The sequence below is a fragment of the Cedecea sp. NFIX57 genome, from assembly GCF_900177785.1.
Taxonomy (GTDB): Bacteria; Pseudomonadota; Gammaproteobacteria; order Enterobacterales; family Enterobacteriaceae; genus Cedecea; species Cedecea neteri_C.
In genome coordinates, this window is record NZ_FXAS01000027.1 from 36,838 (window position 1) to 63,488 (window position 26,651).

General features: G+C 52.8%; 26 protein-coding genes, 3 tRNA genes and 1 pseudogene. 9 read left to right on the forward strand and 21 right to left on the reverse strand.

The window, feature by feature from the left end; genetic code table 11:
• Window positions 1-766 precede the first annotated feature (766 nt).
• Window positions 767-1,186: a universal stress protein UspC gene (gene uspC, locus B9Y90_RS19815; protein ID WP_039294639.1), complete on the forward strand. Its 420-nt coding sequence runs from the start codon at window positions 767-769 to the stop codon at window positions 1,184-1,186.
• An 809-nt stretch (window positions 1,187-1,995) separates the two neighbouring features.
• Window positions 1,996-2,498, forward strand: a pseudogene (locus B9Y90_RS19820) (non-heme ferritin-like protein).
• 70 nt (window positions 2,499-2,568) lie between these two features.
• Here the strand turns inward: B9Y90_RS19820 and B9Y90_RS19825 are convergent.
• The 7 genes from B9Y90_RS19825 to B9Y90_RS19855 all read right to left on the reverse strand — a co-directional run bounded on the left by B9Y90_RS19825 (window position 2,569) and on the right by B9Y90_RS19855 (window position 9,701).
• Window positions 2,569-2,820 (reverse strand): DUF2766 family protein, encoded by a 252-nt coding sequence (locus B9Y90_RS19825; protein ID WP_008453864.1) that lies wholly within the window; start codon window positions 2,818-2,820, stop codon window positions 2,569-2,571.
• Window positions 2,821-2,928: 108 nt separating this feature from the next.
• Window positions 2,929-3,903: an ABC transporter ATP-binding protein gene (locus tag B9Y90_RS19830; RefSeq protein ID WP_085542280.1), complete on the reverse strand. Its 975-nt coding sequence runs from the start codon at window positions 3,901-3,903 to the stop codon at window positions 2,929-2,931.
• A complete protein-coding gene (locus tag B9Y90_RS19835; protein WP_085542281.1) occupies window positions 3,896-4,873 on the reverse strand; it encodes an ABC transporter ATP-binding protein in 978 nt (325 codons plus the stop codon). Before B9Y90_RS19835 ends, B9Y90_RS19830 begins: the two co-directional genes overlap by 8 nt.
• A complete protein-coding gene (locus B9Y90_RS19840) occupies window positions 4,866-5,711 on the reverse strand; it encodes an ABC transporter permease (RefSeq protein ID WP_085542282.1) in 846 nt (281 codons plus the stop codon). The genes B9Y90_RS19835 and B9Y90_RS19840 overlap by 8 nt, the downstream gene beginning before the upstream one ends.
• Window positions 5,712-5,713: 2 nt before the next feature.
• Window positions 5,714-6,667 (reverse strand): ABC transporter permease, encoded by a 954-nt coding sequence (locus tag B9Y90_RS19845; protein WP_085542296.1) that lies wholly within the window; start codon window positions 6,665-6,667, stop codon window positions 5,714-5,716.
• A gap of 59 nt (window positions 6,668-6,726) precedes the next feature.
• Window positions 6,727-8,316 (reverse strand): ABC transporter substrate-binding protein, encoded by a 1,590-nt coding sequence (locus B9Y90_RS19850; RefSeq protein ID WP_085542283.1) that lies wholly within the window; start codon window positions 8,314-8,316, stop codon window positions 6,727-6,729.
• Between the two features lie 233 nt (window positions 8,317-8,549).
• Window positions 8,550-9,701 carry a methyl-accepting chemotaxis protein gene (locus tag B9Y90_RS19855; RefSeq protein ID WP_085542284.1) on the reverse strand — a complete coding sequence of 384 codons (1,152 nt, stop codon included), beginning with the start codon at window positions 9,699-9,701 and terminating at the stop codon, window positions 8,550-8,552.
• Between the two features lie 339 nt (window positions 9,702-10,040).
• Between B9Y90_RS19855 and yecR the strand changes: the two genes are divergently transcribed.
• From yecR to B9Y90_RS19870, 3 genes are all read left to right on the forward strand, one after another.
• Entirely contained in the window at window positions 10,041-10,382 is a 342-nt protein-coding gene (yecR, locus tag B9Y90_RS19860; protein ID WP_085542285.1) for a YecR family lipoprotein, read from the forward strand.
• A 140-nt stretch (window positions 10,383-10,522) separates the two neighbouring features.
• On the forward strand, window positions 10,523-11,797 hold the full coding sequence (locus tag B9Y90_RS19865) for an MFS transporter (protein ID WP_085542286.1): 1,275 nt from the start codon (window positions 10,523-10,525) through the stop codon (window positions 11,795-11,797).
• Complete coding sequence (locus B9Y90_RS19870; RefSeq protein ID WP_039294670.1) at window positions 11,797-12,234, forward strand: DUF3574 domain-containing protein; 438 nt, start codon at window positions 11,797-11,799, stop codon at window positions 12,232-12,234. The genes B9Y90_RS19865 and B9Y90_RS19870 overlap by 1 nt, the downstream gene beginning before the upstream one ends.
• 46 nt (window positions 12,235-12,280) lie before the next feature.
• Here B9Y90_RS19870 and B9Y90_RS19875 read toward each other — a convergent pair whose 3' ends face one another.
• Window positions 12,281-13,462 (reverse strand): NupC/NupG family nucleoside CNT transporter, encoded by a 1,182-nt coding sequence (locus tag B9Y90_RS19875; RefSeq protein ID WP_039296928.1) that lies wholly within the window; start codon window positions 13,460-13,462, stop codon window positions 12,281-12,283.
• 350 nt (window positions 13,463-13,812) lie between these two features.
• Here B9Y90_RS19875 and ftnA point away from each other — a divergent pair, with 350 nt between their 5' ends.
• A complete protein-coding gene (ftnA, locus tag B9Y90_RS19880) occupies window positions 13,813-14,310 on the forward strand; it encodes a non-heme ferritin (protein WP_039294673.1) in 498 nt (165 codons plus the stop codon).
• A 42-nt stretch (window positions 14,311-14,352) separates the two neighbouring features.
• On the opposite strand, the gene B9Y90_RS19885 is transcribed toward ftnA, so the two are convergent.
• From B9Y90_RS19885 to B9Y90_RS19895, 3 genes are all read right to left on the reverse strand, one after another.
• Window positions 14,353-14,928, reverse strand: coding sequence for a UPF0149 family protein (locus B9Y90_RS19885; protein ID WP_085542287.1), 576 nt, complete (start codon window positions 14,926-14,928; stop codon window positions 14,353-14,355).
• A gap of 73 nt (window positions 14,929-15,001) precedes the next feature.
• Window positions 15,002-15,709: an alpha/beta hydrolase family protein gene (locus B9Y90_RS19890; protein WP_176227884.1), complete on the reverse strand. Its 708-nt coding sequence runs from the start codon at window positions 15,707-15,709 to the stop codon at window positions 15,002-15,004.
• 71 nt (window positions 15,710-15,780) lie between these two features.
• Window positions 15,781-16,221: a lysozyme gene (locus B9Y90_RS19895; RefSeq protein WP_085542289.1), complete on the reverse strand. Its 441-nt coding sequence runs from the start codon at window positions 16,219-16,221 to the stop codon at window positions 15,781-15,783.
• Window positions 16,222-16,370: 149 nt separating this feature from the next.
• Here B9Y90_RS19895 and B9Y90_RS19900 point away from each other — a divergent pair, with 149 nt between their 5' ends.
• Window positions 16,371-17,246 (forward strand): BRCT domain-containing protein, encoded by an 876-nt coding sequence (locus tag B9Y90_RS19900; protein ID WP_085542290.1) that lies wholly within the window; start codon window positions 16,371-16,373, stop codon window positions 17,244-17,246.
• 213 nt (window positions 17,247-17,459) lie between these two features.
• Here B9Y90_RS19900 and B9Y90_RS19905 read toward each other — a convergent pair.
• The 6 genes from B9Y90_RS19905 to uvrY all read right to left on the reverse strand — a co-directional run bounded on the left by B9Y90_RS19905 (window position 17,460) and on the right by uvrY (window position 21,012).
• A tRNA-Leu gene (locus B9Y90_RS19905) sits at window positions 17,460-17,545 on the reverse strand.
• Between the two features lie 12 nt (window positions 17,546-17,557).
• A tRNA-Cys gene (locus tag B9Y90_RS19910) sits at window positions 17,558-17,631 on the reverse strand.
• 50 nt (window positions 17,632-17,681) lie between these two features.
• Window positions 17,682-17,757 (reverse strand) — tRNA-Gly (locus tag B9Y90_RS19915).
• A 167-nt stretch (window positions 17,758-17,924) separates the two neighbouring features.
• Complete coding sequence (gene pgsA, locus B9Y90_RS19920; protein ID WP_039294681.1) at window positions 17,925-18,473, reverse strand: CDP-diacylglycerol--glycerol-3-phosphate 3-phosphatidyltransferase; 549 nt, start codon at window positions 18,471-18,473, stop codon at window positions 17,925-17,927.
• A 57-nt stretch (window positions 18,474-18,530) separates the two neighbouring features.
• Window positions 18,531-20,363, reverse strand: coding sequence for an excinuclease ABC subunit UvrC (gene uvrC / locus B9Y90_RS19925; protein WP_085542291.1), 1,833 nt, complete (start codon window positions 20,361-20,363; stop codon window positions 18,531-18,533).
• Window positions 20,356-21,012 (reverse strand): UvrY/SirA/GacA family response regulator transcription factor, encoded by a 657-nt coding sequence (gene uvrY, locus B9Y90_RS19930; RefSeq protein ID WP_008453836.1) that lies wholly within the window; start codon window positions 21,010-21,012, stop codon window positions 20,356-20,358. Before uvrY ends, uvrC begins: the two co-directional genes overlap by 8 nt.
• Before the next feature lie 481 nt (window positions 21,013-21,493).
• Between uvrY and B9Y90_RS19935 the strand changes: the two genes are divergently transcribed.
• Window positions 21,494-21,718: a DUF2594 family protein gene (locus B9Y90_RS19935; RefSeq protein ID WP_039294686.1), complete on the forward strand. Its 225-nt coding sequence runs from the start codon at window positions 21,494-21,496 to the stop codon at window positions 21,716-21,718.
• 69 nt (window positions 21,719-21,787) lie between these two features.
• Here the strand turns inward: B9Y90_RS19935 and sdiA are convergent, their stop codons facing one another.
• Complete coding sequence (gene sdiA, locus B9Y90_RS19940) at window positions 21,788-22,510, reverse strand: transcriptional regulator SdiA (RefSeq protein WP_039294689.1); 723 nt, start codon at window positions 22,508-22,510, stop codon at window positions 21,788-21,790.
• A gap of 153 nt (window positions 22,511-22,663) precedes the next feature.
• Here sdiA and B9Y90_RS19945 point away from each other — a divergent pair, with 153 nt between their 5' ends.
• On the forward strand, window positions 22,664-24,025 hold the full coding sequence (locus B9Y90_RS19945; protein ID WP_085542292.1) for a CoA transferase: 1,362 nt from the start codon (window positions 22,664-22,666) through the stop codon (window positions 24,023-24,025).
• 21 nt (window positions 24,026-24,046) lie between these two features.
• On the opposite strand, the gene tcyN is transcribed toward B9Y90_RS19945, so the two are convergent.
• From tcyN to dcyD, 3 genes are read right to left on the reverse strand one after another with little or no spacing between them, the layout of a single operon-like run.
• A complete protein-coding gene (tcyN, locus tag B9Y90_RS19950) occupies window positions 24,047-24,799 on the reverse strand; it encodes an L-cystine ABC transporter ATP-binding protein TcyN (RefSeq protein WP_085542293.1) in 753 nt (250 codons plus the stop codon).
• Complete coding sequence (gene tcyL / locus B9Y90_RS19955) at window positions 24,796-25,464, reverse strand: cystine ABC transporter permease (RefSeq protein WP_039294696.1); 669 nt, start codon at window positions 25,462-25,464, stop codon at window positions 24,796-24,798. Before tcyL ends, tcyN begins: the two co-directional genes overlap by 4 nt.
• A gap of 34 nt (window positions 25,465-25,498) precedes the next feature.
• On the reverse strand, window positions 25,499-26,485 hold the full coding sequence (dcyD, locus tag B9Y90_RS19960) for a D-cysteine desulfhydrase (protein WP_085542294.1): 987 nt from the start codon (window positions 26,483-26,485) through the stop codon (window positions 25,499-25,501).
• Window positions 26,486-26,651 lie beyond the last annotated feature (166 nt).

Consider the following 26,651-nt stretch of genomic DNA (forward strand, 5'->3'; position numbering starts at 1 on the left):
CCCCGCGATGTCGCCGGGTCTCCCCGGTTAAATTAAAACAATCGTTACGGCCAAAATGCACGGATAAATCTTTAGCTCTGACTAAACTCCTTCGCATCCCACAGAAGAAGCCCTTTCCCTGACAGAGCCCGAACGCCTGTTGTCGTTCATCATTTTATTACAAAAAACTAAGATTTTTCCTAATTCGGGCAAACTCTACTCGCAGCCCCTGGCACATACAATGCGGGCACCTGCGATTTTGGAATTTATGTGACGCAGATCACATAAATACATCATCCTTTGGGATGAAAAGCATCAGAATCGCTTTTCATTTGCTTACTTTTTCATCTGATTAAGAATTTTACCGAAGCCGACAGATGAATAGTGACACGGAAAGATCACAACTCTATGAGTTGTCATTGCTTTTTATCCGATACGGGCGGCCAGGAATACCTTAGCGATCACACTTTGTGAAAGCTATTCGGAGTAATCTGCTGTTATTCATGGACTTAAGTTAAATTATAGCGGCATTTTAACTGACCGTTATGATTTCAAAAGCGCCTGTTACCGAAAGTTATCGCGCGATCCAGGTTCTGAAATTAATCCATTCGTCTGATGGAAAATTTTTACATTTCGTCTACGAAACAATGTTGCAAATTCGTTTCATAAGAATAACTAAACAATTTCTATGAGTGGCTTCACATTTCGTACCGCGACAAGCGTTGCGCCTCGGGCACAACTGGTGTAAGAAAATGTTAACAATTCACACTAAATGTGGAGGGGTTATATGAGCTATCGTCATGTGCTGGTTGCCGTTGCTATCACGCCTGAAAGCCATCGTCTGGTACAAAAGGCCGTCTCCATCGTTAAACCCGTCAACGGAAAAATTACCCTCGTCACGCTCGCGTCAGATCCCGAACTGTATAACCAGCTTGCCGCCCCTATGCTGGAAAGTTTGCGCGATCTGATGCTGGAAGAAACCCATCTTTTTCTCGATGAGCTAAAAGAGAAAGCGCAATATCCTGTTGAAAAGGTAATTATTTCCACAGGGGAACTAAGCGAGCACATTCTGGATATCTGTGAAAAACACGATGTCGATTTAGTCCTTTGCGGTAATCATAATCAGAGTTTTTTCAGCAAAGTCATGTGTTCGGCCAAGACTGTTGTGGCTTCCAGCCGGGTCGATGTGTTGCTAGTCCCGCTTTAAGTCTTTCCCTGACAGAAAGCGGAGCCTGCTCCGCTTTTTCACCCCCAACTCCGCTGCTTATTCGATTATTCCATAGCGACTAATCACGATAATTTTTCAAAAATCGCGTTTTTATCCTGCCGTTTCACTGCCGCTGGAAAGAAGAAAAAACACGCTCCAATAAACGGCTGGATTTCCATGTTTCATCATTGTTAATGAGGTACGGCTTACTGTGAGGACACGTTGCAAGCGAGATGCGGACTCCCTTGCGCGGCATTATCGCCTCACTAAGGCATACTTTTTTCCGATAGATAAAAAAATCAATTCATTAGCCGTACCAGCAGATTCTGGTGTTTTCCCTGGCCCAAAACAGCTTGTTTTTTGTACTCATCACCTGTTCTTGCACAACAAGAGATCTCCTTAGCCGCGGAACAGCGTGACACCTGAGAGCAAAACTTTTTTAACCACGGATCTTCAAACCTCCGTATAAGATGCAAAACAGACAAACATGATCTCGATGCGCATAAATCAAAATCTAAAACACAACCAAAAAAGATAAAATGATTCACATTGGAAAATAAACAAATCCAATTAATCGCACTTTTGACATAGCCCCACAGAGATAGCACCACGCCAATGAGAAAAATATATTTTATATCAAATACAGCAAGTTATGTAACAACACAAGGAACAAAGAATTAAGCTTCTTTTATCTTAAATAAAATTAAAGAAATGAAAAATAGCGCCACTTAGGACTTTTCTCACCATTAATAGCAGCGTATGTTTATTTCATCTCTTCATAAAATTGCTCATGAAATAAGGATATTGATATGCCTACTGCCAGCATGATCCAGAAACTGAATGCGCAAATTAATCGTGAATTCTACGCCTCCCATCTGTGTCTGCACCTGAGTGCCTGGTGTGCCAAACATAGCCTGACAGGGAGTGCGAATTTTTTACGCAGTCAGGCTCAAAACAACGTGACCCACATGATGCGGGTCTTCAATTTTATGAAGCAATCCGGCGGCATGCCTAGCGTCGGCACCATGTCCCCCCAGACTGCGACTGCCTGACGCTGGAAGAGCTGTTTCAACAAACGCTGGATGACTATCATCTCAGGCAAGAAACGCTGACCACGCTTAAGGAAGAAGCTAAAGCCATCAATGCCGGTAAGATTGTGAGTTTTTTAATGGCGCTAGGCTTAGAGCAGGATCGTGAGGGAGAACGGCTACAAACGATTCTTGAAGAAGTGCGCGACGCAAAAAAAGCGGGCCTGTGTATGAGCCAGACCGACAGGCGCGTGCTCAGCTTTGTCGAACGAGACTATCACTGAACAGCTTCGACTCAGATAAAAAGCACCGCAACCAGGCGGCGCTTTTGCTTTCTGGCAGCGGATAAAAGCTTCAGTGCGCTTCTTTCTGCTGAGTAAACTTCAGCTCAATCAAAGCAATAGCTTTTTGAATCGCACGGCGCGTGACCGGGTCAACGGCCGCCGGATGGGTAGTAAAATCGATGGTTTTCAGCTGTTCGGCCATCTTGTCACGGACTTCAACGGGCGCGATCACATCAATCACGTCGAGAATTTGTTTAATCACTAACTGGCACGCCACGACATCGGAAACCAGTTCCTGATCGGCAGAGAGTTGTTCGGCCATTTTAATCTCCTGTTTTATTTGCGCGACAGTCTACCTGCGCGCCTCCGTACGAGGCAACAGCCCATTCGTTGGCAGAGAGAAGAAGCGGGAGCAAATGCCCCCGCCAACTCATTTTTCGAACAACCAACAGGCCACGCGGTGACCCGGTGAGATCTCCTGCATGCGGGGAGCTTGCTGCTGACATTGGCCCATCGCTCGCGGGCAGCGGCTGGCAAACTTGCAGCCAACGCTCTCCCCTGTATCACCGGCTATTTCGCCCTTTATCCCTCCCTGCTCCAGCATCTGAACATGCGGGTCGGCAACGGGAATGGACGCGAGCAGCGCCCGGGTGTACGGATGAGCAGGCTGGTGATACAGCGTTTCCGCTGGCGCTTCCTCCACAAGCGATCCCAGGTACATCACCCCAATACGGTCAGAAATGTGGCGAACCATCGACAAATCGTGGGCGATAAAAAGATAAGTCAGCCCGAAGGCCTGCTGCAGATCCTGCAGGATATTCACCACCTGCGCCTGCACAGAGACATCGAGGGCAGACAGCGGCTCATCGCAAAGAATAAATTCAGGATTCACCGCCAGCGCGCGGGCAATGCTGATGCGCTGCCGCTGGCCACCGCTGAACTCATGGGGAAAGCGGTTCAGATGCTCAGGGTTTAATCCCACCTGCCCGAGCAGCTCCAGAGTGCGGGCTTTACGCCGTGCCGCATCATAACCGTGGATACGCATTGGCTCAGCGATCAGCTGCGCCACCGTCATGCCGGGGTTTAGCGACGAATAGGGATCCTGGAAAACGGCCTGCATCCGACGGCGAACAGGCTTTAGCTGGCGCTCGTTAAGCGCCGCAATATTTTGCCCATCGAACTCAATTTCCCCGTCGGTCAGTTCAAATAGCCGCAATACGCTTCGCCCGAGCGTCGATTTACCGCAGCCCGATTCCCCCACCAGGCCGTAAGTTTCCCCCGGAAAAATATCGAAACTCACGCCATCCACGGCTTTGACCGTAGTCCCCGGCCCGAACCAGCCCCGACGAGCGATGAAATGCTTGTGCAGATTACGCACGCGAATCAAAGGAGTAATTTCAGGCATGAACGGCCTCTTTTTCCCACAGCCAGCAGTTGACTTCATGGCCGTCGGCAAGCGTGTGTTTGGGTGCCGCCGTGTCGCAAATGGCCATGCGCTGCGGGCAACGCGCGGCAAAAGGACAGCCGGGCGGCGGGTTGAGTAGACCCGGAGGGCTGCCCTCAATCGGCGATAAGCGCTCTTCGTTAGCGTCCGGCCGAGGCAGCGAGGCCAGCAAACCTCGCGTGTAAGGATGTGCGGGGCGATAAAAAATCGCTTCAACGCTGCCCTGTTCCATAACCAGCCCGCCATACATCACCACCACCCGGGAACAGACTTGCGCCACCACGCCGAGGTCGTGAGTGATCAGTAAAATCGCGGTGTCCGTCTGCTGCTGAAGGTGTTTCAGCAGGCGCAGAATTTGCGCCTGAATCGTCACGTCCAGCGCGGTGGTCGGCTCGTCGGCAATCAGCAATGACGGATGGCACGACAGCGCGATGGCGATCATCACCCGCTGGCGCATCCCACCGCTAAACTCGTGCGGGTACTGGTCATAACGTTTCTCCGGCTGGCTGATGCCCACTTGCCCCAGCATCGCGATCGCCTTCTCTTTCGCCGCCTTCTTACTCAAACTCTGGTGGCGAATCAGGATCTCACTCATCTGTCGTCCGATAGTCAGCACCGGGTTTAACGCCGTCATCGGATCCTGGAAAATCATCGCGATTTCGCTGCCGCGAAGGTGGCGCATTTGCTCTGCCGTTTTACGCGCGAGGTCTTCTCCCTGAAAACGGATATGGCCTCCCACCACTTTGCCGTGACTGCCCAGCAAATTGATAACCGATTTGCAGGTAACGCTTTTGCCACAGCCAGACTCGCCCACAATGCCAACAACCTCCCCGCGCTGCACGCTGAAGGTAACGCCGCGTACCGCCTGAACTTCGCCCTCGCGGGTATAGAAAGAGGTTTTCAGGTTTTCTATTTCCAGCAAATTACGCATCGCGATTTGCCCCCGGCTCGAAAGCAGTCCGGAACACATCGCCGAGAACGTTAAAACTCAGCACCGTCAGCAGGATTAGCACGCCCGGGAACATAGCAAGCCAGGAGGCTTCACCGATATAGGACTGAGCGTTATTCAGCATGCTGCCCCAGGAGGCATCCGGCTGCTGCACGCCAAGACCAAGAAAGCTCAATGTTGACTCCATTAAAATCGCCGAGGCGATATTCAACGTTGCCGCCACGATAATCGTCGGCAAAATATTCGGGATGATGTGCCGCGCGACAATCATCAGCGGATGCTCCCCGGAAGCCCGGGCATAAATCACGTATTCCCGCTCTTTCAGCGTCAACGTTTCTGCCCGTACCAGCCGCGACATATTCATCCAGGTCAGCGCGCTGATAATTAAAATGATGTTAGCAATCCCAGGCTTCAGGTAAGCATTGAGCACCAGCAGCAGGAAAAACGCCGGGATCGCCATTAAGATGTCCACCAGCCTCATCAGCAGGTTATCAATTTTCCCGCCAAAGTAGCCGCTGACGGTACCCACCAGCGTGCCAATTAGCGTGGAAAACAGCATGGCTAAAAACCCGACCATCAGGGAGATTTGCCCGCCGTAAAGCGCGCGGGTGAAATAGTCCCGGCCATATTCATCCGTGCCAAACCAGTGGCCCGCCCCCGGCGGCAGCATTCTCGCCTGCAGCGACATCTGATTGGGGTCCCACGGACTTAGAAAAGCCGATAATGAAGCCAGCGCAAAAATCACCAACACCGCCAGAGAAAGCTGCGCGGGGCGGCTGTGTTTCAGGCCTTGTTTAACCTGATTCCATCTTCTGCTCATAGTTATCTCAGCGCCTTAATGCGCGGATCCGCCACGCGATACAGAAGATCGGCCAGCAGATTCCCTACGATCAGCACCAATGCTGAAAGCAAAATAATGGCCATGATCAGCGGGTAGTCGAGGGAGGTGATAGCCTGGATCCCCAGCAACCCCATCCCCGGCCAGGAAAAGACGCTTTCCGTCACGTAGGCGCCCACCACCAGCTCGCCAAAAGAGAGGCCAAACAGCGTGATCACCGGCAGCAGCACGTTCTTCAGCACGTGCCGGAACAGAATGGTGCGGCGGGTCGCCCCGTAGGCCAACTGGGTTTGCACATAGTCGGCGGACAGCTGGCTGATAGTATTCGACCGGATGTAGCGCACGTAGCTGGAGAGGTTGTAAAACGTCAGAGCGATACAGGGCAGAATACCGTGACGAATCACATCGAGCCAGGAATCCTCCGCGCCAATGGTTCGCATCCCCATGCTCGGCAGCCAGTTCAGCTGCATCGAAAACACGGTAATCAGCAGGATGCCAAACCAGAAGATCGGTACCGAGATCCCGACGTAAGCGAACAGGTTCAGAACATGGTCGAGCCAGCGGTGTTTGAACGCGCCCGCCAGCAGCCCAAGCGGGATCGCCAGCAGGATAGCTAACACCAGGGACGCGCCCATCAGGCCAAGGGTGGCCGGGATACGCTCGCCAATCATCGTCAGCACCGGACGGTGGTAAATCAGGGAGTAGCCAAGATCGCCCTGCAGCAGATTTTTCAGCCACAGCAGGTACTGCACCGGCAGCGGTTTATCCAGCCCCATACTCTGGCGGATACGTTCGATATCCTCCGGGCTCATGCGAGGAGTGATATACGCCTGCACAGGATCGCCGGGGGCCAGCTTCACCAGTAAAAAAGAGACCAGCGAGATAAAAAGCAGCATCGGGAGCAGCTGCAGTAAACGCCGGAAAAGAAGGTTATTCATAGTTTCGCCTTCCTCCGCCCGGCCTGCACAAAACGGGCCGAGAGGAGGATCACTCATTGTTATTGTTGATAAATCTTAGACAGATCCTGGAACATATAAACGGGCTTAGGCTCGGCTTCTTTCGTCCCGCCAAAACGTTTGTCCACGGCCACCACCGCGTTGGTGTAAGCAATTGGGTACCAGGCCATATCGCTGGCGACGGTTTGCTGGATCTGCTTGTAGATAGCCGCGCGCTTAGCCGCATCCGTTTCCGTTGCGCCCTGCTCCCACAACGCATCAAACACCGGGTTTTTATAATGCGCGTAGTTGTAGGCTTCGTTGCTCATATACAGCGATTTATAGCCATCCGGCTCAGAGCCCATGATGTAACCCCCCAGGCTTAGCTCATAGGCCGTGTTTTTCATGTCCTGGCTGCGCTGAGACATCGCGTTCGCATCCAGAGGCAGCAGTTCAACGTTGATGCCTATCGCCTTCAGCTGCTGCTGAATGTAGAGCCCCATGCTTTCCTGGGTTTTATTGCTGTTGATGTAAGCCAGGCGCAGCTTCAGGCCCTCCGGCTGCCCGGACGCTTTAAACAATGCTTTGGCTTTTTCGAGATCGAATTTATACGGCTCCACATCGCTGGTTTGGTAGAGGGTATCCGGGGTCAAAATAGAAGCCGCAGGTTTGGCATAATCGAGCGAGGTGAACGCCGTTTGCACAAGGTCATCTTTGTTCAGCGCATACGCGATAGCCTGGCGCAGATCTTTGCTCTTCATGCTGTCAACGTTCTGGTTAAACGTCATGTAGGCCAGGCGCCCTTCCGGGTAAATAACAAAATCAAACTTGCCGGTGGCTTTCAGGCGCGAAACATCCTGCGGATCGACCATTTTGAGATTGATTTCGCCGTTCTGCAGCGCGAGGTTGGCCGAGTTGGCATCCTTCGCAAAACGGTAGGTGACCGAGTCGAGTTTCGGTTTGCCGTTCCAGTAATCATCAAACCGCGTCAGGGCGTAGTACTGCCCCGCCCGGTACTCTTTAAACTTGAACGGGCCGGAGCCGACGGGCGCATCATTGCGGGTACTTTTTTCCAGATCGCCCGCTTCGCTGCCGAAGATATGCTGTGGGATCGGGAAGATTTGCACCAGCGTACCGGCGAACGCGGCGCTGACCTGCGGCAGCGTAAATTTAACCGTCAGCGGATCCACTTTGCTCACGGCCAGCGGCTTGTTGCCATAAACAAACATGCTGCGGAAGAAACTGTGCTGCTTTTCATCGAGCAGTTTATTAAAGGTGAACACCACGTCATCGGCGGTGATCGGCTGCCCATCCTGCCATTTCAGGTCGGGCTTGAGTTTCAGCGTCCAGGTGAGGTTGTCGGCCGACGGCGTCAGGCTTTCCGCCAGGCCCCACTCGATCTTATCGCCGTTGTAGCTGTACAGCGGCGAGTAAAGCGCCTGCATGATGGTTAACGTAGTACGATCGCTGGCGTACAGCGGGTTCATGGCCAGCGGGTCGCCGGAGGTGATGCCGATTATCAGGCTGCCGCCCTGCTGCGCTTCTTTTGCCGGGGCGGGTGCCGCCGCGGTCTCTTTTTTAGCGTCATCACAGCCGCTTAAGGCCAGGGCCAGCGCGGCGACCAGCGCCGACAATACCAGAGGTTTACGCATTGCTTCAGAAACTCCTTGCTCAATAAGAGCCCGCATAGTGCGACACTCGCGATCGCTTGTAAATGTGCCTAAAAAGCATAAGCTTAGCCGAATTTTAACTATCCGCATGGTGCCTGACACCAATGCCTGCGGGGAATATTATTTAACCAAGCTGCGTCACATATTTTTGTTTCCGCGCATGTATAAGACGTAAAAAAAGCAGCCCGGAGGCTGCTTTGTCATTTACGTGATTTTCAGACTGCGTTAAGTCGGAACATCGCCACCGCGTCATGCAGATGGTGCGCCTGCTTCTCCAGTTCAACGGAAGAGAGTACCGACTTCTGGACCAGGTTCACGTTCTGCTGCGTCACGCTGTCCATTTCCCTAACGGCGATCCCGACCTGCCCGATGCCCTGACTTTGCTCCAGGGAAGCGCTGGCAATCTCCCCCATAATGTCGTTGACCTGCTTCACGGCGCGGAGGATCTCGTCCATTGCCTCTCCTGCTTTTCGCACCTGCTGCGACCCGGTGTGAATATTACTGACCGAGTCGTTGAGCAGCGTTTCAATCTCTTTGGCGGCCCCGGCGCTGCGGCTGGCCAGGTTACGCACTTCGCTGGCGACGACCGCAAAGCCTTTGCCCTGCTCTCCCGCCCTTGCCGCTTCCACCGCGGCGTTTAGCGCCAGAATGTTGGTCTGGAAAGCGATGCTGTTAATCACCGTGGTGATATCGACAATTTTATTCGCGCTGCTGGCAATCACGTCCATGGTCTTCACCACCTGCTTCACAGAATCCCCGCCGTTTACCGCGGTGTTAGTGGCATTCTGCGCGAGGTGACTGGCGTGATTCGCATTGTCGGCGTTCAGCTTCACCGTACTGTTCAGCTGCGCCATGCTGGCGCTAGTCTGCTCCAGCGCGGCCGCCTGCTGTTCCGAGCGGGATGACAGGTCGGTATTCACCCCGGACACTTCGGTGGCGTTGCTGCGAATAGCCTCGGCGCTGTCCCGGATCCGGCTCACCGCCCTTTGCCAGTTTTCCTGCATCTTTTGAATCGGCGGCACCATCAGGCCTATGCAGTTACGCCCCAAATCCGGCAGCGCGGCAACCAGTTCGCCCTGCGCCAGGACATGCATGTGGTGGCGGATCGTATTGACCGGCTTCACCAGGCAAAACCACAGATAGCGTTCTGTAAAAATGACGATCGCGATGCTGATGGCGATGGAGAGCATCAGCATCCGTTGGGCCGTGTTAATCCACGTCAACTGATCCGGGTTCAGCGCAAGCTGTTGTTTGAGGTTATGTAATAGCCACAGCGTCGCGCCCGCCACGCAGATCCAAGCCAGCGTTGAAAAGATTTGTATCAGCACCACCATCGCGCGAATTTTAATATTGCGAATAATGTTCATTTTTTGGTTCCCCGGTAAAAATAAAATGCACTTCCTGTGCGGCTTTAGCGACGCGCGTCCTGATTTATTCCCTTGTATACCTGCATAAGTGAAATTAAATCGCGCCGTAGCGCTATTGTCGGCACGGTTCAGCAAAACTTGACGCGTATTTGATCAAAAAATCGCCGCGCATTTTGTGGGGAATTTATGTTAAGTAAGACTTTTTTATTCCACAATTTGAATTAAGGATTATTTAAAATTCGAAATTTATGGAATTTACGGCCAGCTTAATTGAACAGGCTTTTCTGCCCGCCGCGCGTGCTACCATGAAAGCGGTTAAGTATGAGGTATGAATCAAAGATGAAGCGCATTTCTCTGGCCGTTACTGCCCTGTTGCTGGGCGGATGCACAGTAAGCAAAACGCCTGTTCCGCTCAATGCCAATGCGCCTGCCGGTGTTGTTCGCCTCGCCTATAGCCTGCCGCCGCTGCAAACGGCCAAAGTGGATAAATTCCTCGCCCAGTCCACGGCTTCGCGCCAGTGCCAGCAATGGGGCTATGCCAGCGCCATTCCTTACGGCAGCGATATCAAGACCTGTACCACCTACAGCGGCACCCTTTGCCTGAACACCCAGGTGGTGCTGGAGTACCAGTGCCGTGGCGTGACCGGCCCACAGTATGCGGGCGTCACCAGTAACTGGTAATTTGTGAATACTCCTCTATTTTTAGAGACATCTGCACAAAGAGAAGCCTGACACCAATGTAACCCGTTCCTGACGATAAATATCTCGCGCCGCCGTCTTCCCACGGCGGCTTGACTCTATTTGTTCATCAGGAAATTAACATGCTTCTTTTATTGCTACGCGCCCTGCGCCAGCACCGCTGGTTCTCGCTGCTCGGGTTGGCGCTCCTGTTCTCTTCGGTAGGTAACGGCCTGACCTATGTTCTGGTCTTTAGCCAGCTGTTAAACAGCCACGCTACGCCCGCCTGGCTTTCTCTCGCTTACGTCCTCGCGCTTGCCCCCGGCTTACCCGCCAGCTTTGTTGGCGTGTGGTTATTAAAGCGCTGGCCGGCGTTTTCCGTTCTGCTTCTCGGTGAGGGTTTAGGCCTTACGGGTCTGGTTCTGCCGTGCCTTGCGCTGCTGAATGATCACCCGACCATGCTCTTATTGAGCCAGGCCGCCGCCGCTTTTAGCACCGGTCTCACGGTGCCGGTGCTCAGCCAGCTCTTCAAACAAGGCTTATCTAAAGCATTAATGCCCGCCGCCGCAGGTATTGAAACGCTAGTGTTTGCAGCCAACGTTATCTTCGGCGTGGGAATGGGGACATTGTTATATGGCCACGTCAGCCTGTGGCTGATGTTGTTTCTGGATGCGCTCAGTTTCACTTTTGCCATGGGGCTACTCTGGCGAGCCTCAGCGGCTTTTGTTATCACGGGAGAAGAAAACAACGCCCCCGGCGAAAGCGAAAAATTTAGCTGGCGGCACGTTACCCCGGTGCAAAAGCGTAGCCTGCTGCTGCTGCCCAGTCTTGCCCTGGTTGGCGCGCCCGTGATGGCTTTGCTCCCTGCTCTGGCCCCTGCGTTGCCGGGCGATAACACAGCCAATGGCCTGGCGCTGCTGTTTGCCCGCAGCGCAGGGCAACTGCTCGCCCCGATCCTGCTAAGTGAAAAACAGGTACGCAACCGGGCGGGTAAAAGCTTCCCGCTGATGCTGGTGCTGCTGCTTTTCACTTTGTGTTATTTCGCCGTAGCGTACTCGGGCACATTGTGGCTGGCCGTGCCGCTCATCGTGCTCGCACATTTGTTCAGCAACTGGTTTTATCTGGTCGCGACGCTCAACGTAATGGACAGTTTCCCTAGCCCGCAGGTTGGTGCTGCCATGGCGGCAACCTGGCGACTCCAGCTCGGCATTACGTTAATCGCTCCTCTGGTCACGGGGACGATTGCCGGGTACTTCCCGGCACAGTGGGTACTGCCCGGCAGCGGCATCTGCGGGATTATTCTTGCCCTGTTGATGCTCGGTGACTTGCGAAAAGTGCGGAATTGTAATTTGATATCGCGGCGGAATCATTCCGCATTTAATTTTAATAATGATGATGACAGTAAGACAGGTGGATAATGGTATTTTATAAAGCAACACTTGCCGGGGCTTTAGCTCTGGCTCTGGCGGGCTGCGTCGCGCCTGCGAAAACCACATCAGCGGTTACCGCCCCGGCTAAACAGTGCCAGGTTGGTGATGCAATGACGCAAACCACGCTCTATTTCGGCATCAGCCGCCCATCCGGGGCGGAAATTACCGCCAATGAATGGCGCAGCTTTGTGGATAAAGACGTGACCCCACGTTTCCGCGAAGGGCTGACTGAATATGATGCCAAAGGCCAGTGGCTGAACGCTAAAGGTGAAGTGACCCACGAACCGAGCAAAGCGATCATGCTGATTCGCGGCAGCGATGCAGAGAGCAGCAAAAAGGTAGACGAACTGCGCGCTATCTATAAAACCCGCTTTGCGCAGGAATCCGTAATGCGCGTTGACCAGCCGGTCTGCGCCGCGTTCTGATTGTTGTGAAGGGAAGAAACGGCGGGGAAACCCGCCGTTTTTATTTTTACAGTACCAGCCCGGCAAACGCTGCCGACAGCAGGCTGACCAGCGTCGCGCCGTACACCAGGCGCAGGCCAAAGCGAGAAACCACGTTCCCCTGCTTTTCGTTCAGCCCTTTGATAGCCCCGGCCACAATGCCGATGGAAGCAAAGTTAGCGAACGAGACCAGGAAGACCGACAGGATCCCCAGCCCGCGCGGTGACAGCGTCGCCATGATCTTCTGCAGCTCAATCATCGCCACAAATTCATTCGCCACCAGCTTGGTCGCCATGATCCCGGCCGCTTTCAGCGCATCCGCCTGAGGAATACCCACCAGCCACGCAAACGGATAGAAAACGTAGCCCAGAATTTGCTGGAAGCTCAGGCCGAAGACGGTGGCGAACAGCGCATTAATGGCGCTGATAAGCGCGATAAAGCCAATCAGCATCGCCAGAATAATCATCGCCACTTTGAAGCCTGCGAGGATGTATTCCCCCAGCATTTCAAAGAAGCTTTGGGATTCGTGCAGCTTCTCAAGCTTGATTTCTGGCTCAGCGCCAGGGCGGGTCGGGTTAATGATCGACAGGATAATAAACGTGCTGAACATATTCAGGATCAGCGCCGCGACCACATACTTCGGCTCCAGCATCGTCATATAAGCCCCGACGATGGAGAGCGAAACCGTGGACATCGCCGTCGCGGCCATGGTGAACAGGCGGCGAGAGCTAAGGTCGCCCAGCACACCTTTGTAAGCAATGAAGTTTTCAGACTGGCCCAGAATCAACGAGCTCACGGCGTTGAATGATTCCAGCTTGCCCAGACCGTTCACTTTAGAAAGCAATGTGCCGACGATGCGAATAATGATCGGCAGAATGCGGAAGTGCTGCAGGATACCGATCAGCGCCGAAATAAAGATTATCGGGCACAGTACGCCGAGGAAGATAAACGCGAGGCCCGCTTTACTCATCCCACCAAAGACGAAATCGCTGCCCTGCCCGGCAAAGGTCAGAAGATGGCCAAAGAAACCGGACACGCCGTTAATCACCCACAACCCGCTGTCGGAGTGCAGGAAGAAGAACGCCAGCAGGCCTTCAATGACGACAAGTTGTAACAAATAGCGGATGCGGATGGTTTTACGATCGAAGCTCACCAGCCACGCCAGTCCCATGATGACAAAAAGTGCGAGAAGAAAATGAAGAATGTTCATGTGCAGTCTAATTTTGAAAGAAACGTATTTAGCCACAGCTCCTGCGTCAGGTAAATGGCGGACATAAGAATATTTAGCCATAAGATTTTCCAATGACAACATAGGCTTACTCTTAGCATGGTTACCATTTTGCGCGGCTAAATATGACTAATTCATGACACGTTATTTGGCAATAAAATAGCGAAGCGGAACAAGATTAATTCTCATTATTAATTCATTTTGTCACAAATAAAATAATAGTAACAACCATTCTCATTACACTAATATAATTAACAATTTCTTTGCATTATGGAAAATTAATAATTAAAGTAGCGCCATATTAACGCCCCTCAAAAAATATGGAGCCTGTGATGCTGAAGACGGAAATGATTGAAAAACTGAACGAGCAGATGAACCTTGAACTCTACTCATCCCTGCTTTACCAGCAGATGAGCGCCTGGTGCAGCTATCACAGCTTCGAAGGGGCGGCCGCGTTCCTGCGCCGCCACGCTCAGGAAGAGATGGAGCACATGCAGCGCCTGTTTGCTTATTTAAATGATACCGGAAGCATGCCGCGTATTAACGCCATTCAGTCCCCGTATTTAGAATACGCTTCACTGGACGAGTTATTTAAAGCCACCTACGAGCACGAGCAGCTAATTACTCGCCAGATTAATGCGCTGGCACATTCCGCGATGACCTCTCAGGATTATCCAACCTTTAATTTCCTGCAGTGGTATGTTGCCGAGCAGCATGAAGAAGAAAAACTGTTTAAATCCGTGCTGGATAAACTCAGTCTGGTGGGCAAAAGCGGCGAAGGCCTTTACTTTGTCGATAAAGAGCTGGCTACCCTGGACGCTCAGGCTTAATTGCCGTGAAATAGCAGGCCATTCCGGCCTGCTATTTTCATTTTAGTGCAGCGCCCCGCCGTTTCGCTGGCTGTGCCAGTACCCGTATAGCGCCAGTGCCGCAGGTTTAATCGCCTCAATGCTCGCCAGAAATGCTTCCGGCGTCAGGCTCTCAAACTTCGCTTCATTCTCTTCCAGTCCATGCAGGGCAATGGCGTCCAGCTCTGGCTGAAGTTCTGCCGGCAGCGAAGGCCAGCTTTCCAGTGACACACCGCGCATGTAGCCGTAGCACCACTCTTCCACGATGGTGATTTCGCGGTTATCCACTTCGCTGGTACCAAACAGAGGCTCAAACTGACCCGGGTACTCTGCAAGGCGTTCGGCAATGTCGTTCATATGCTGGAAGACCAGTACGCTAAAGCGCGTCAGCTCTTCTTTGCTTTCCCATTCTGGCTCAACATCGCCACCCCATACCGCCCGCAGCACGGTGGCAGGTTCGGTCACAGCTGGCCCCGACAATAGCGCCGTGAGTAGCCCGTCCAGCTCAGCCACATCAATCACCGAATGCGCCGTGCCATATTTCAGCAGGATGTCATCCAGCCAGATAATTTCGTCTTCGTTCAGCGGTCCCTGGGACATTTTTGGCTTCCTCGTCTCGCGTTTTGAATAAAATTTTGCGTAGTGTACCCGTTCTGCGCGCGACGAGTCATTTTCATTCCGCTTTTGTCAGGCATTCCACCAACAATTGACAGGTTTTGTCGTAGAGCGATGGGGTGTGCTGTAGCGCCTGCCAGACGCTGTTGTGGTCAGCACCCGGCACGGTCAGCAAAGCATGTTTGCCCTGCCCCGACGCCGAATCATAAAGCCGCGGTGGGATCTCTGCCGGGATCACCCGATCTTCTGCCGCGGCGATGACCAGGACATTACCGCCAAATTCAGCCACAGTCTGCCAGGCGTCGCTTTCGGCCCAGCTTCGCGGCTGGCGGATAATGGCGGAAAATTCAGGCCCGAAGTTTACCCGGTAAGCCGAAGGGTGATACACGCCCGGCACCATCAGGATAAGGGAACGCAAAGGCACGGATTTGCTCAGGTGCAAAGCGTTGTACGCCCCCATGCTGACGCCCATGCAGCCAGTCAACTGAGGACCTAAATGTTCGGCAACCGCTAGCGCCTGCCCGGTGCGGCTGATTAAAGAGGAGTGAGAAAGATCCCCACCAGTTTCCCCGTGGCCGATGCAATCAAAAGCCGTGCTGCCAAAGCCCAGCTCCGCCATTAAGTGCCGGTAGCGAAGACCCACCTCGCGGTCTTTTGAACCACCGTGGATCATCAGAATGTGACCTTTACTGGCAAAAATACTGTCAGCCTTGAGCGTGCGGCCCTGAAAAGCGACATCAAATGGGTGTCGGGAGAAAGTGTTCATGGCTGCCTGGTGCGATATTAGTCGATGAGTTAGCATCGCATCTTTATCATTCCTAAGTAAGCCCCAACATTTTATGACAAAAAGAGCGTACGCTCTGCAGCCCGGCGCGCAACCAGCCCTTTTAGAACCTTACCGCCAGCTTTGTTCCACTTTGAAAACTCTTCTGCCGCGCCCGCATAATCACCGGCATTGAGTTTTTTCAGCAGCGTAGAACCTTTCAGGGCCCTGGGGCCAAGGTTATAGGCAAAATCAACCAGGGCATCGAACTGATTTTGGTTCACATCGACTTTTAACAGTCCCGCCACCTCCTTTTCATACTGCACGATACCGCTGCCCAACAGGCTGTCGGCCACGTCCTGAGTAATGACCATTCCGGCAGCAACCGGTCGGCCTTCAACTGGCTGTGTCCAGCCATAGCCTATCGTCCAGACTCCCACGGGATCCTGATACGCCGAGAGTTCACAACCTTCAAATTTTTTTAGCAAAGCAAAACCTTCCTGGCTCAGTTTCATTTGTTTATTTCCTCATGATTAATGCCGTAAGCATATGAGCCAGTGAACAGCAATATGTTGTGATTCATCAAGGAATAACCAAAAATGCTCCTGATATAATCACGCCAGTAAAATACCAATGACAGTTAATATCCAGGGAGGAAATAAACATGAGTGAGTATTCTCGATTTAATTATTTTAAAAACAGGGACAAGGCATTCGCTAATTTAATTAGCATTATTGATGGTCTGCTTAGCGATGGTCACCTTGATCAAAAAGAAATACTCTATTTAGATACCTGGTTACTCGACTCCGAAGAAATCAGTGATAACCATTGCGTAAAAGCCATCCGTCGTAGAATTGCGGACATACAGGCCGATGGCGTGATTGAGCCCTCAGAAATCAAGTCGCTTAAAACGGACTTGCTTAAGATTCAGAAGGAGCTCATCGACCTTCCCCACCTCAACCTGGATTCTATTGAATCAGACCGACACCTGCTCGAAGGGCTGTGCAAAGGGATGCTGGCGAACCACCAGCTCAATGATGCCGAGATAAAGTATTTAAGATGGTTTCTCTCCGTCAATGGTGCGCTTAAAAATAACTATCCCGGCAAAGAGCTGTATAGCCTTATAGAAGATATTTTGGCTGACGGGGTTATCACAGAAGATGAACGTGAATTACTCAAGCAGGCCCTTATTTCATTTACGGGATGTGATTTAGCATCTGGTATTGTAGATGGCCTGTCAACACAGCTGCCCATTGATAATATCGATACTTTAGATTTCGCAGGTGCTACCGTTTGTCTTACGGGTGAATTTATTTATGGTAAGCGAAGCTTGTGTGAAGCAGAACTTCGTCTTAAGGGGGCGAATGTCATCAGTAATATCACTCAAAAACTCGACTATCTGATTATTGGGACATTGAGCTCCCGGGACTGGCGATACAAAGCGCACGGCCGAAAGATAGAAAAAGCCGTCTCTTACAGAGATGAAAAAGGAATCCCGCTAAAAATCATTAGCGAAGAGCAATGGAAGAATTTTTCCTGAATGGCGCCTGGCGATGCTCTCACGTAATCAATATTTCAGGGTAAAACGGCGATGAGCGAGCATCTTTTCAGGCTATCAACGACAACGCCGCAACCCTTGCGGCGTGCACTGTTTGCCAGGGTCGGAACAGTGCCAAATCGCAGGCAATAAAAAACCACCCGAAGGTGGTTTACACGACACTGCTTATCATTGATTTTATTCTTTTTATTCCCATGGTACCCGGAGCGGGACTTGAACCCGCATAGCCAAAGGCCGAGGGATTTTAAATCCCTTGTGTCTACCGATTTCACCATCCGGGCTCGGGAAGAAATTGGAGGCGCGTTCCGGAGTCGAACCGGACTAGACGGATTTGCAATCCGCTACATAACCGCTTTGCTAACGCGCCAAAATCTTTTTGCCTTTTCAGGCGGTAACAGAAACTCTATTACCTGAATTTGGAGCGGGAAACGAGACTCGAACTCGCGACCCCGACCTTGGCAAGGTCGTGCTCTACCAACTGAGCTATTCCCGCTTTTTGTACAAGTGACTGTTGGTAGCTATTAAGCTAATCACTTGATTTTATTATCTTCCGGCAAACCTTGCTGCCTTTCGATGCGTTGCATTCTACTTACCTGACGCAATGAGTCAATGAAATTTTCTAACACTACGAATCGTTTGCTGAATTTTGCGCCGGATAGATCACGGTTCGAGCAAATCGCCCCGCGCAGCAGCTAAATATTGGAACATTGACCAGAACGTCAGCACCGCCGCAACGAAGAAAAGCGCGATACCTGTGTACTCAATCCACATATTTGGCCGCCACAGCATGCCGATAAGCGCCAGCATTTGCGCCATCGTTTTGGTTTTGCCTATCCAGGAAACCGCCACGCGGCTGCGTTTGCCGATTTCCGCCATCCATTCACGCAGTGCCGAAATAATAATTTCACGGGCGATCATCGTGGCCGCAGGCAGGGTCACCCACCAGGCATGATAGTGTTCCGCCACCAGCACCAGCGCCACAACCACCATCACCTTATCGGCAACCGGATCGAGGAATGCGCCAAAACGGGTGCTCTGGTTCCAGCGACGCGCCAGAAAACCGTCAAACCAGTCGGTGATGGCTGCCAGCCAAAAAATGAACGCACAAAGGAAAGGTGCCCAATTGAACGGCAGATAAAACGCCAGCACAAAGAACGGGATAAGGATGACACGAAACAGCGTGAGCAGTGTTGGGATATTGAATCGCATAGTGCCAGTTAACTATCTGTCATAAGTGGAAATTGTCTCTATGTTGCTACAGAGCCCTTAATGTTTCAACGAGTAGTAGATCTTTTCTGCCAATGCCTGCGAGATGCCCGGCACTTTTGCGATCTCCTCAATAGAGGCATTGATTAACGGTTGCAATCCGCCCATATACTTCAGCAGCATCTGACGGCGCTTTGGCCCGATGCCTTCAATCGTCTCCAGCGAACTGGTACTTTTCACCTTCGCCCGTTTTTTACGGTGGCCGGAGATCGCGTGATCGTGGGAATCATCGCGGATGTGCTGGATCACATGCAGCGCCGGAGAATCAGGCGGCAAAGAGAACCCTTCACCTTCCGGTTCAAAGAACAATGTTTCCAGCCCGGCTTTGCGGTCACTGCCTTTAGCCACGCCAAGCAATAAAGGATGATGCTTATCCCAGGGCACATCCAGTTCAGCAAACACCGCCTTCGCCTGCCCCAGTTGCCCCTTCCCGCCGTCGATCAGGATCACGTCAGGGATTTTACTTTCTTCTATAGCTTTACCATAGCGACGGCGCAGCACCTGATTCATCGCGGCATAATCATCGCCCGGCGTGATACCGGTAATATTGTAGCGACGGTATTCCGCCCGAAGCGGGCCGTTACTGTCGAAAACGACGCAGGAAGCGACGGTTTGCTCCCCCATCGTATGGCTGATATCAAAACACTCCATCCGTTTCACTTCTGGAAGGTTTAACACTTCGGCCAGCGCTTTCAGGCGCTGATGAATGGTGGACTGCTGAGAAAGTTTTGTCACCAGCGCCGTTGCCGCGTTAGTACGGGCCAGCTTCAGGTAACGCGCCCGGTCGCCGCGAGGTTTGGTCTGGACATTCACTTTACGGCCGGCCAGCTCACTCAACGAGTCCGCCAGCAGCAATTTGTCCGCCAGCGCGAAGTCGAGCAGAATTTCAGACGGCAGCGTGCGCATCTGGCTGCCCTGCAGGTAGAACTGCCCGACAAACGTCTCCACCACTTCACTAAGTTCGGTGCCTGCCGGCACTTTCGGGAAGTAGCTGCGGCTGCCAAGAACTTTGCCCTGGCGAATGAACAAGACGTGCACGCAAGCCATGCCTGCATCAAAGGAGACGCCAATAACGTCCAGATCGTCGCCAGTGTTGGAGACAAACTGTTTTTCGGTAATACGTCGGACCGCCTGAATTTGATCGCGGATCCTCGCGGCCTCTTCAAATTCAAGATTTTTGCTCGCTGCTTCCATGCGGGAAATAAGCTGCGTCAGCACCTGATCGTCTTTCCCCGCTAAAAACAGGCGAACATAGTCCACCTGCCGGGCATAGTCCTCTTCGGTGACCAGACCTGAAACGCAGGGACCAAGGCAACGCCCGATCTGATACTGAAGGCAAGGCCGAGAGCGGTTACGGTAGACGCTGTTTTCACACTGGCGAACCGGAAAGACCTTCTGCAGCAGCGCCAGAGTTTCTCGCACCGCATAGCCATTAGGAAACGGACCAAAGTATTCGCCCTTCGCGTGCTTCGCGCCGCGGTGCATCGCCAGTCGTGGATGGCTGTCGGCGCTCAGGAAGATAAAGGGATAGGATTTATCGTCTCGCAGCAACACGTTGTAACGCGGCTGATAAAGCTTGATGTAGTTGTGCTCGAGCAGCAGAGCCTCGGTTTCCGTGTGGGTCACCGTGACATCAATATGCTGGATCAACGCCACCAGCGCCTCTGTTTTACGGCTGGACAGATTTGTGCGGAAGTAGCTGGAGAGGCGTTTCTTCAGGTCTTTAGCTTTGCCGACATAGATAACTGTGCCGCCGGCATCGTACATGCGGTAGACGCCGGGCTGGCTGGTTACCGTCTTAAGAAAAGCCCGGGAATCAAAAGGTTCACTCACTGCTGATTAACGTCTCCGCATTGAATAACCCATGGCGAATAGCCAGGTGCGTTAGCTCCACGTCACCGCTGATATTCAGTTTACTAAACATGCGGTAGCGGTAGCTGTTCACCGTTTTAGGGCTGAGATTAAGCTGTTCAGAGATCTCATTGACCTTCTGGCCTTTAGTGATCATCAGCATAATCTGTAATTCTCGCTCAGACAAACTGGCAAACGGGGATTCCGCTTCCGGCGCTATCTGGCTTAAGGCCATCTGCTGGGCAATATCTGAAGCGATGTAACGCTGGCCCGCATTGACGGAACGGATGGCATTCACCACGTCCTGAGGCGCCGCCCCCTTGCTTAAATACCCTGCCGCGCCGGCCTGCATCACTTTTGCAGGCAGCGGGTTCTCGGTGTGGATAGTCAACATGATAACTTTGATATCTGAAGAGTAGCGGGCAATTTTGCGGGTGGCTTCAAGGCCACCGATCCCCGGCATATTCATATCCATTAACACGACATCGACCGGGTTACTGCGGCACCATTTGATGGCATCCTCACCGCAGTTCACTTCACCCGAGACTTTGATGCCTTTAATCTCTTCCAGAATGCGTCGTATCCCTGCGCGCACCAGTTCGTGGTCATCAACAAGAAGAACGTTGATCAAAGGGCTATTCTCCAGAAAGGGATAACGCTGCTGATAGCTAATTGGGCATATATTAACGTTTTTCCGGCAACATTAAAATCCAAATTGCGGTCAGCACATTCTGTTAACATTAAAGAAGAATATATCTTTACTTTCGACCTTGTTTCTGCGGCATACATCAAGTTTCAACCCACGACTCGAACGCTATTATTCACTGACTAAAAAACAGCTAATTATCAAAATGCGACAGTCATCAAGAATAAAAACCTTATTCTCTCGCCTTATTTAACGTTAGTTAAACGAGAGTGAAACAATTTGTTTTTAATTCTTCCCAGCGCCCCGAGAATAACCTCCGGCAATATTGTTTATTACCGTAAACAGTCAGACGCATTCTCATTCGTCGAACATGAATAACTCTGATGAATGTTATGGTATACTCCGCCGCCTTATGAATATCACTGTGCATAATGGCAGCGTACTAACTAAGCATTGAGGAAAGTAAATGAGCACTCCAGATTTTTCCACCGCCGAACACACCCGTGAACTGGCACAAGAAGTTACCTGTCTGAAGACGCTGTTAACCCTGATGCTGCAGGCTATGGGCCAGGCTGATGCGGGCCGCGTTATCCTGAAAATGGAAAAGCAGATCGCTCAACTGGAAGACCCAACTCAGGCCGAAGTATTCAGTAATACCGTTAAGCAAATTAAACAGGCTTACCGTCAATAAGCCGAGGGCGGCTGGCTGAATCCGGGTTCACCAGCCGTCAGCGCCACACGCAACACTCGCTCTCCAGGTTCAGATAATCCCCAACGCCGCCGCATAACAGGCTATCTGCGTCTTGTTTGGCGCATTGAATTTCTTCTGCATATTCTTCTGATGGAAGTTCACCGTGTTCTCAGAAATGGACAGGATAATCGCAATTTCTGCCGACGTTTTCCCTTCTCCCGTCCACTGGAGAATCTCTTTTTCACGCCTACTCAGCTTCATGTCGATCATTTCAACCGACGGGTCATCCAGGCGGTTTAACGTCGCCATACTCAGCTCAGCCAGGTAGTCCAGCCGCAGCCCAAGCTCATCTTCCGCAACCATTTCCGTACGGATATTTGAGCGCGAAACGGAAAGAAAACCGGCCGTACGGTTAGGCGCCATGACGCAATGCGTCCGCCCAGTTGCAAGACCGTGATCACGTGCGGCATCCCACAGCTCACGAGCCTCAGCAAACAACGCATCGCTCCAGATTATTTCACCGCGCATGAAATTAGATTGTTTCAATACCGGGTCAATAGCAAAATAGTTTTCTGTGACATACCACTCTAGCCATTTTTGCGGGTAAGAACTTTGCAATGATAATTTAGGCCGCGTGAAAGGCACCGGATGCCGAACACACAGTGAAAAATAATCAAAACCCAGACATTGAGTTTGTTGTTGAACTAAAGTTTGTAATTCGCTGGCTTCAGTAATTGACAGGAAAAGTTCGAGTGCTTCCCGTCGCCAGCTAAAAAAGTCACGTTCCAGCATTATATCTGGCGGCTCTCCTGGCGCTAAAGAGTATTTCATTAATAGAATGTAATAAGCTAACACATTTATTAAAGTAATTAATGTGATTTATTGTCTTTCCGCCACAATTCTTCGGTTTTTACATATGTAAGGAAAAATTTACTGGAGCTATGTATGGTTAAATCTTCGTTTTCTTCTCTCCTTACTACAATGACCCAGGATCTCGAGCTGGAAACGCCCCAGCCATCCGTAAGCGTGGTGGGTCGAGGGGAGCTCAGTTCGCGCTTTCCTGTGACCGAACTCGCCACGGCCAGCCTCGCGACGGCGGGTTTTGCACTGCGTGCACTTCTCTCTCGCCCGGATACACCGCTTTATGTGGATCAACGCCTGGGCTCATATTGGTTTTCAAGTAGCCATTTCCCCGTGAACCGTGCTCCCGCCGCGCTGTGGGATGAATTTGCCGGGGATTATGCCACGCAAGACGGCTGGATCCGCCTGCATACAAATGCGCCACATCATCGCCAGGCGATGGAAAGCGTGCTGGGAGTGAGCAAGGATAAAACAGCTCTCGCCCAGCGCGTTGCCACGTGGGGCAAAATCGAACTCGAAGCCGCGATCGTTGCCGCAGGTGGATGTGCAGCGGCGATGCTAACCCACGACGAATGGCTGAAACATCCGCACGGGAAAACCGTCGCAGCAGAGCCGTTGTTCTGGCAGCAGTTCCACGCCAAAGCGCCCCGCACAACACTGGCACTATCACCTGCACGCCCGTTGGCTGGGCTTCGGGTGCTGGATCTCACCCGTATTATTGCCGGCCCGGTTGCCACCCGATTTTTGGCCGGGCTGGGGGCACAGGTGCTGCGCCTTGATCCACCCGGTTGGGAAGAACCCACGCTTGTCGAGGAAGTCACTCTCGGGAAAAAATGCGCGACGCTCGATCTCAGGTCTGCCGCAGGCCGGGAGAAATTTAAAATCCTGCTTGCGAAAGCGGATGTCCTGGTGCACGGCTACCGCGCGGATGCGCTCGAATCATTAGGGTTTGATACCGAAACCCTGCAGGCTTTATCTCCGGGGCTGGTAGACGTGTCGCTCAACGCCTGGGGATGGCACGGACCATGGCGCAATCGCAGAGGTTTTGACAGCCTGGTCCAGATGTCCAGCGGTATCGCCGAGGCAGGTATGCGCTGGAAAAACGCCGGGCGGCCTTATCCGCTTCCCGTTCAGGCACTGGATCACGCCACGGGTTACCTAATCGCGGCGGCAGTGCTAAAAGGTCTACATGTTCGGCATGTGCAAAATCAAGGCTATAGCGCACGCCTGTCGCTCGCCCGAACAGCCGCTTTATTAATGTCGCATCCGGCTGGCGTTCAGTCGGGGCTTGCCGCTCCCGGCCCGCATGATTTTCAGCCAGGGATGGAGTGGTCAGCTTTTGGGCTTGGAAACCGGTTAAAATTTCCACTGAGGCTGGCAGGCACGCCGGTTATCTGGGCGACGCCACCGATGCCTCTCGGCTCGGCGGACGCCGCCTGGGAGTGAAACCGGTGTAATCTGCGCGGTTTACTGGGTCAGAAACTTCTCGAGGAACTGCCGGGTACGCGGCTGCTGTGGGCTGGCGAAAAGCGCTTTTGCCGGCCCCTGCTCCACAATTTTGCCCTGATCCATGAAGATTGCGCGGTCGGCTACGTCACGGGCGAAACTCATTTCATGGGTCACAATCACCATCGTGCGCTTCTCCTCAGCCAACTGGCGGATAGTATTCAGCACTTCCCCCACCAGTTCCGGGTCGAGCGCCGAGGTTGGTTCATCGAACAAGATAACTTCCGGACGCATAGCCAGCGCACGGGCAATTGCCACCCGCTGCTGCTGCCCGCCCGACAGGCGGCGCGGGTAGCTGTTCTCTTTCCCGCTTAAGCCCACTTTCACCAGCAGTTCGCGCGCCCGGGCAATGGCTTCCGCTTTCGGCTCGCCCTTAACGATGACCGGGCCTTCAATAATATTTTCCAGCACCGTGCGGTGTGGAAAAAGATTGAAGCTCTGGAACACAAACCCCACCTGCTGGCGCAGCGCACGAATTTTCTCTTTTTGCTTTGCCAGCGACTGCCCGGCATCAATCGTGATATCACCCACCTGAATCGTGCCGCTGTCCGGCTCTTCCAGCAGGTTAATACTTCGCAACAGCGTGGTTTTCCCAGAGCCGCTCGGGCCGATAATAGCCACCACTTCACCGGGCTTCACGTCCAGATCAATGCCGTGCAGCACCGTCTGCCCGTGGAATTTTTTCACCAGTTTTTTTACGTCAATGGTGCTCATTTCGGCTCCCTGTCCTGGCGATTAAGCCGGTTTTCGAAATAGTTCTGCAGCGTGGAGAGCACCGTCGCCATCACCCAGTAGACCAGCGACGCGGCGAGATACATGGTGAACACTTCCAGCGTGCGGGAGGTGATCAGCTGCGCCTGACGAAACAGCTCCGGCACCTGAATGGTCGCCGCCAGCGAAGTATCCTTCACCAGGCTGATAAAGCTGTTCCCCAGCGGCGGCAGCGCCACACGGGCCGACTGCGGCAGAATCGCGCGGCGCAGCGTTTGCCACCGCGTCATCCCGATACTGGCCGCCGCTTCCCACTGGCCTTTATCAATAGAGGCAATAGCCGCCCGCAGCGTTTCAGACGCATAGGCCGCGGTGTTTAACGACAGGCCAATCATCGCCGACGGGATCGGGTCCAGCTCAATGCCAAACTGCGGCAACCCGTAATAAATCATAAACAGCTGGGCAATAAGCGGCGTCCCGCGAAAGATGGAGACATAAAAACGCGACAGCAGCGAAAAGGGCCAAAATGCCGACAGACGCATCAGCGCCAGCATAAACCCGAGGATCAGGCCAAAGAACATCCCGCCGATACTCAGCTGGAGCGTGAAAACCGCCCCTTTAAGCAGATACGGTGCTGAATCCAGCACCAGTTGCAAACTTTCTTGCATGGTGATTCCCGATAATTAAAACCTGCTCCGCGTCTTACAGATGCGGGTGGTAGGCAAACAGCGCCGGCGCACCGCCGGTATGAATAAAGGCGATCGGCCCCTGATCCTTGAATCTTTTTTGCGCAACGCCGTCAATCAGCCCGGCCATCGCTTTGCCGGTGTACACCGGGTCAAGCAGGATGCCTTCAAGTCTGGCCAGCAGCTTCACCGCTTCCATGCCCTCTTCATTCGGCGTGCCGTAGCCTGGCGCGAAATAGTCATCCCACAGGATAATTTCACTGGTCGCGCTCACCTCAAGAGACTGCGCCACGGCCTGCTGCAGGGCGAAAACCTTTGGTTTTTGTTGCGCCACGGTTCTGGAAACAGTGATGCCAATCAGCTCCACGTCCGGCATCAACTGCTCAAGGCCGACCGCCAGACCGGCATGCGTCCCCGCGCTGCCGGAGGCAACCACCACGGATGACAGGTTCACAGCGTTCTCGCACTGCTGGGCAATTTCCAGCGCGCTTTCAACATACCCCAGCGCTCCTAACGCATTAGAGCCGCCGACCGGAATAACATAAGGCCGGAATCCCTGCGCTTCCAGGCGCGTAGCCACCGCTTCCAGTTGCTTATCCGGGGCGTTCAGCGCCTCGCACATTTCGACTTCAACATTGAACAGATCAACCAGCAGACGGTTGCCGTTGGTCAGGTAATTTTCGGCCTTTGTCCCGATAGGATTTTCAAGCAGCGCCACGCAATGCAGCCCGAGCTTTGCCGCCACCGCCGCCGTCTGGCGAACGTGGTTAGACTGGATAGCACCGGCAGTGACCAGCGTATCAGCCCCTTCCCGCAGCGCGTCTGCGGCTAAAAACTCAAGCTTGCGCAGCTTGTTGCCGCCCATCGCCATCGGCGTCACATCATCACGTTTAATATAAATTTCACGGCCAAGATAGTCCGAAAAGCGCGGCAAATACTCCAGCGGCGTCGGCGCGCCAATAAATTCCAGACGAGGAAAACGCGTTAGGTGATGCAGTGACATAGGGCCTCCTGAGCCGATATCGATATCCAGTTTCATTATGCACCAGAGAGGCGGTTTCCCTCTCTGGAGTAAGTAAAAATCCGCCTTCATAGAAGGCGGCATTGCTTTGGCGCCCCATAGGGGCGTACTAAGCTCCAACCCGTAGGGTCTTCGCTTCACATTCCAT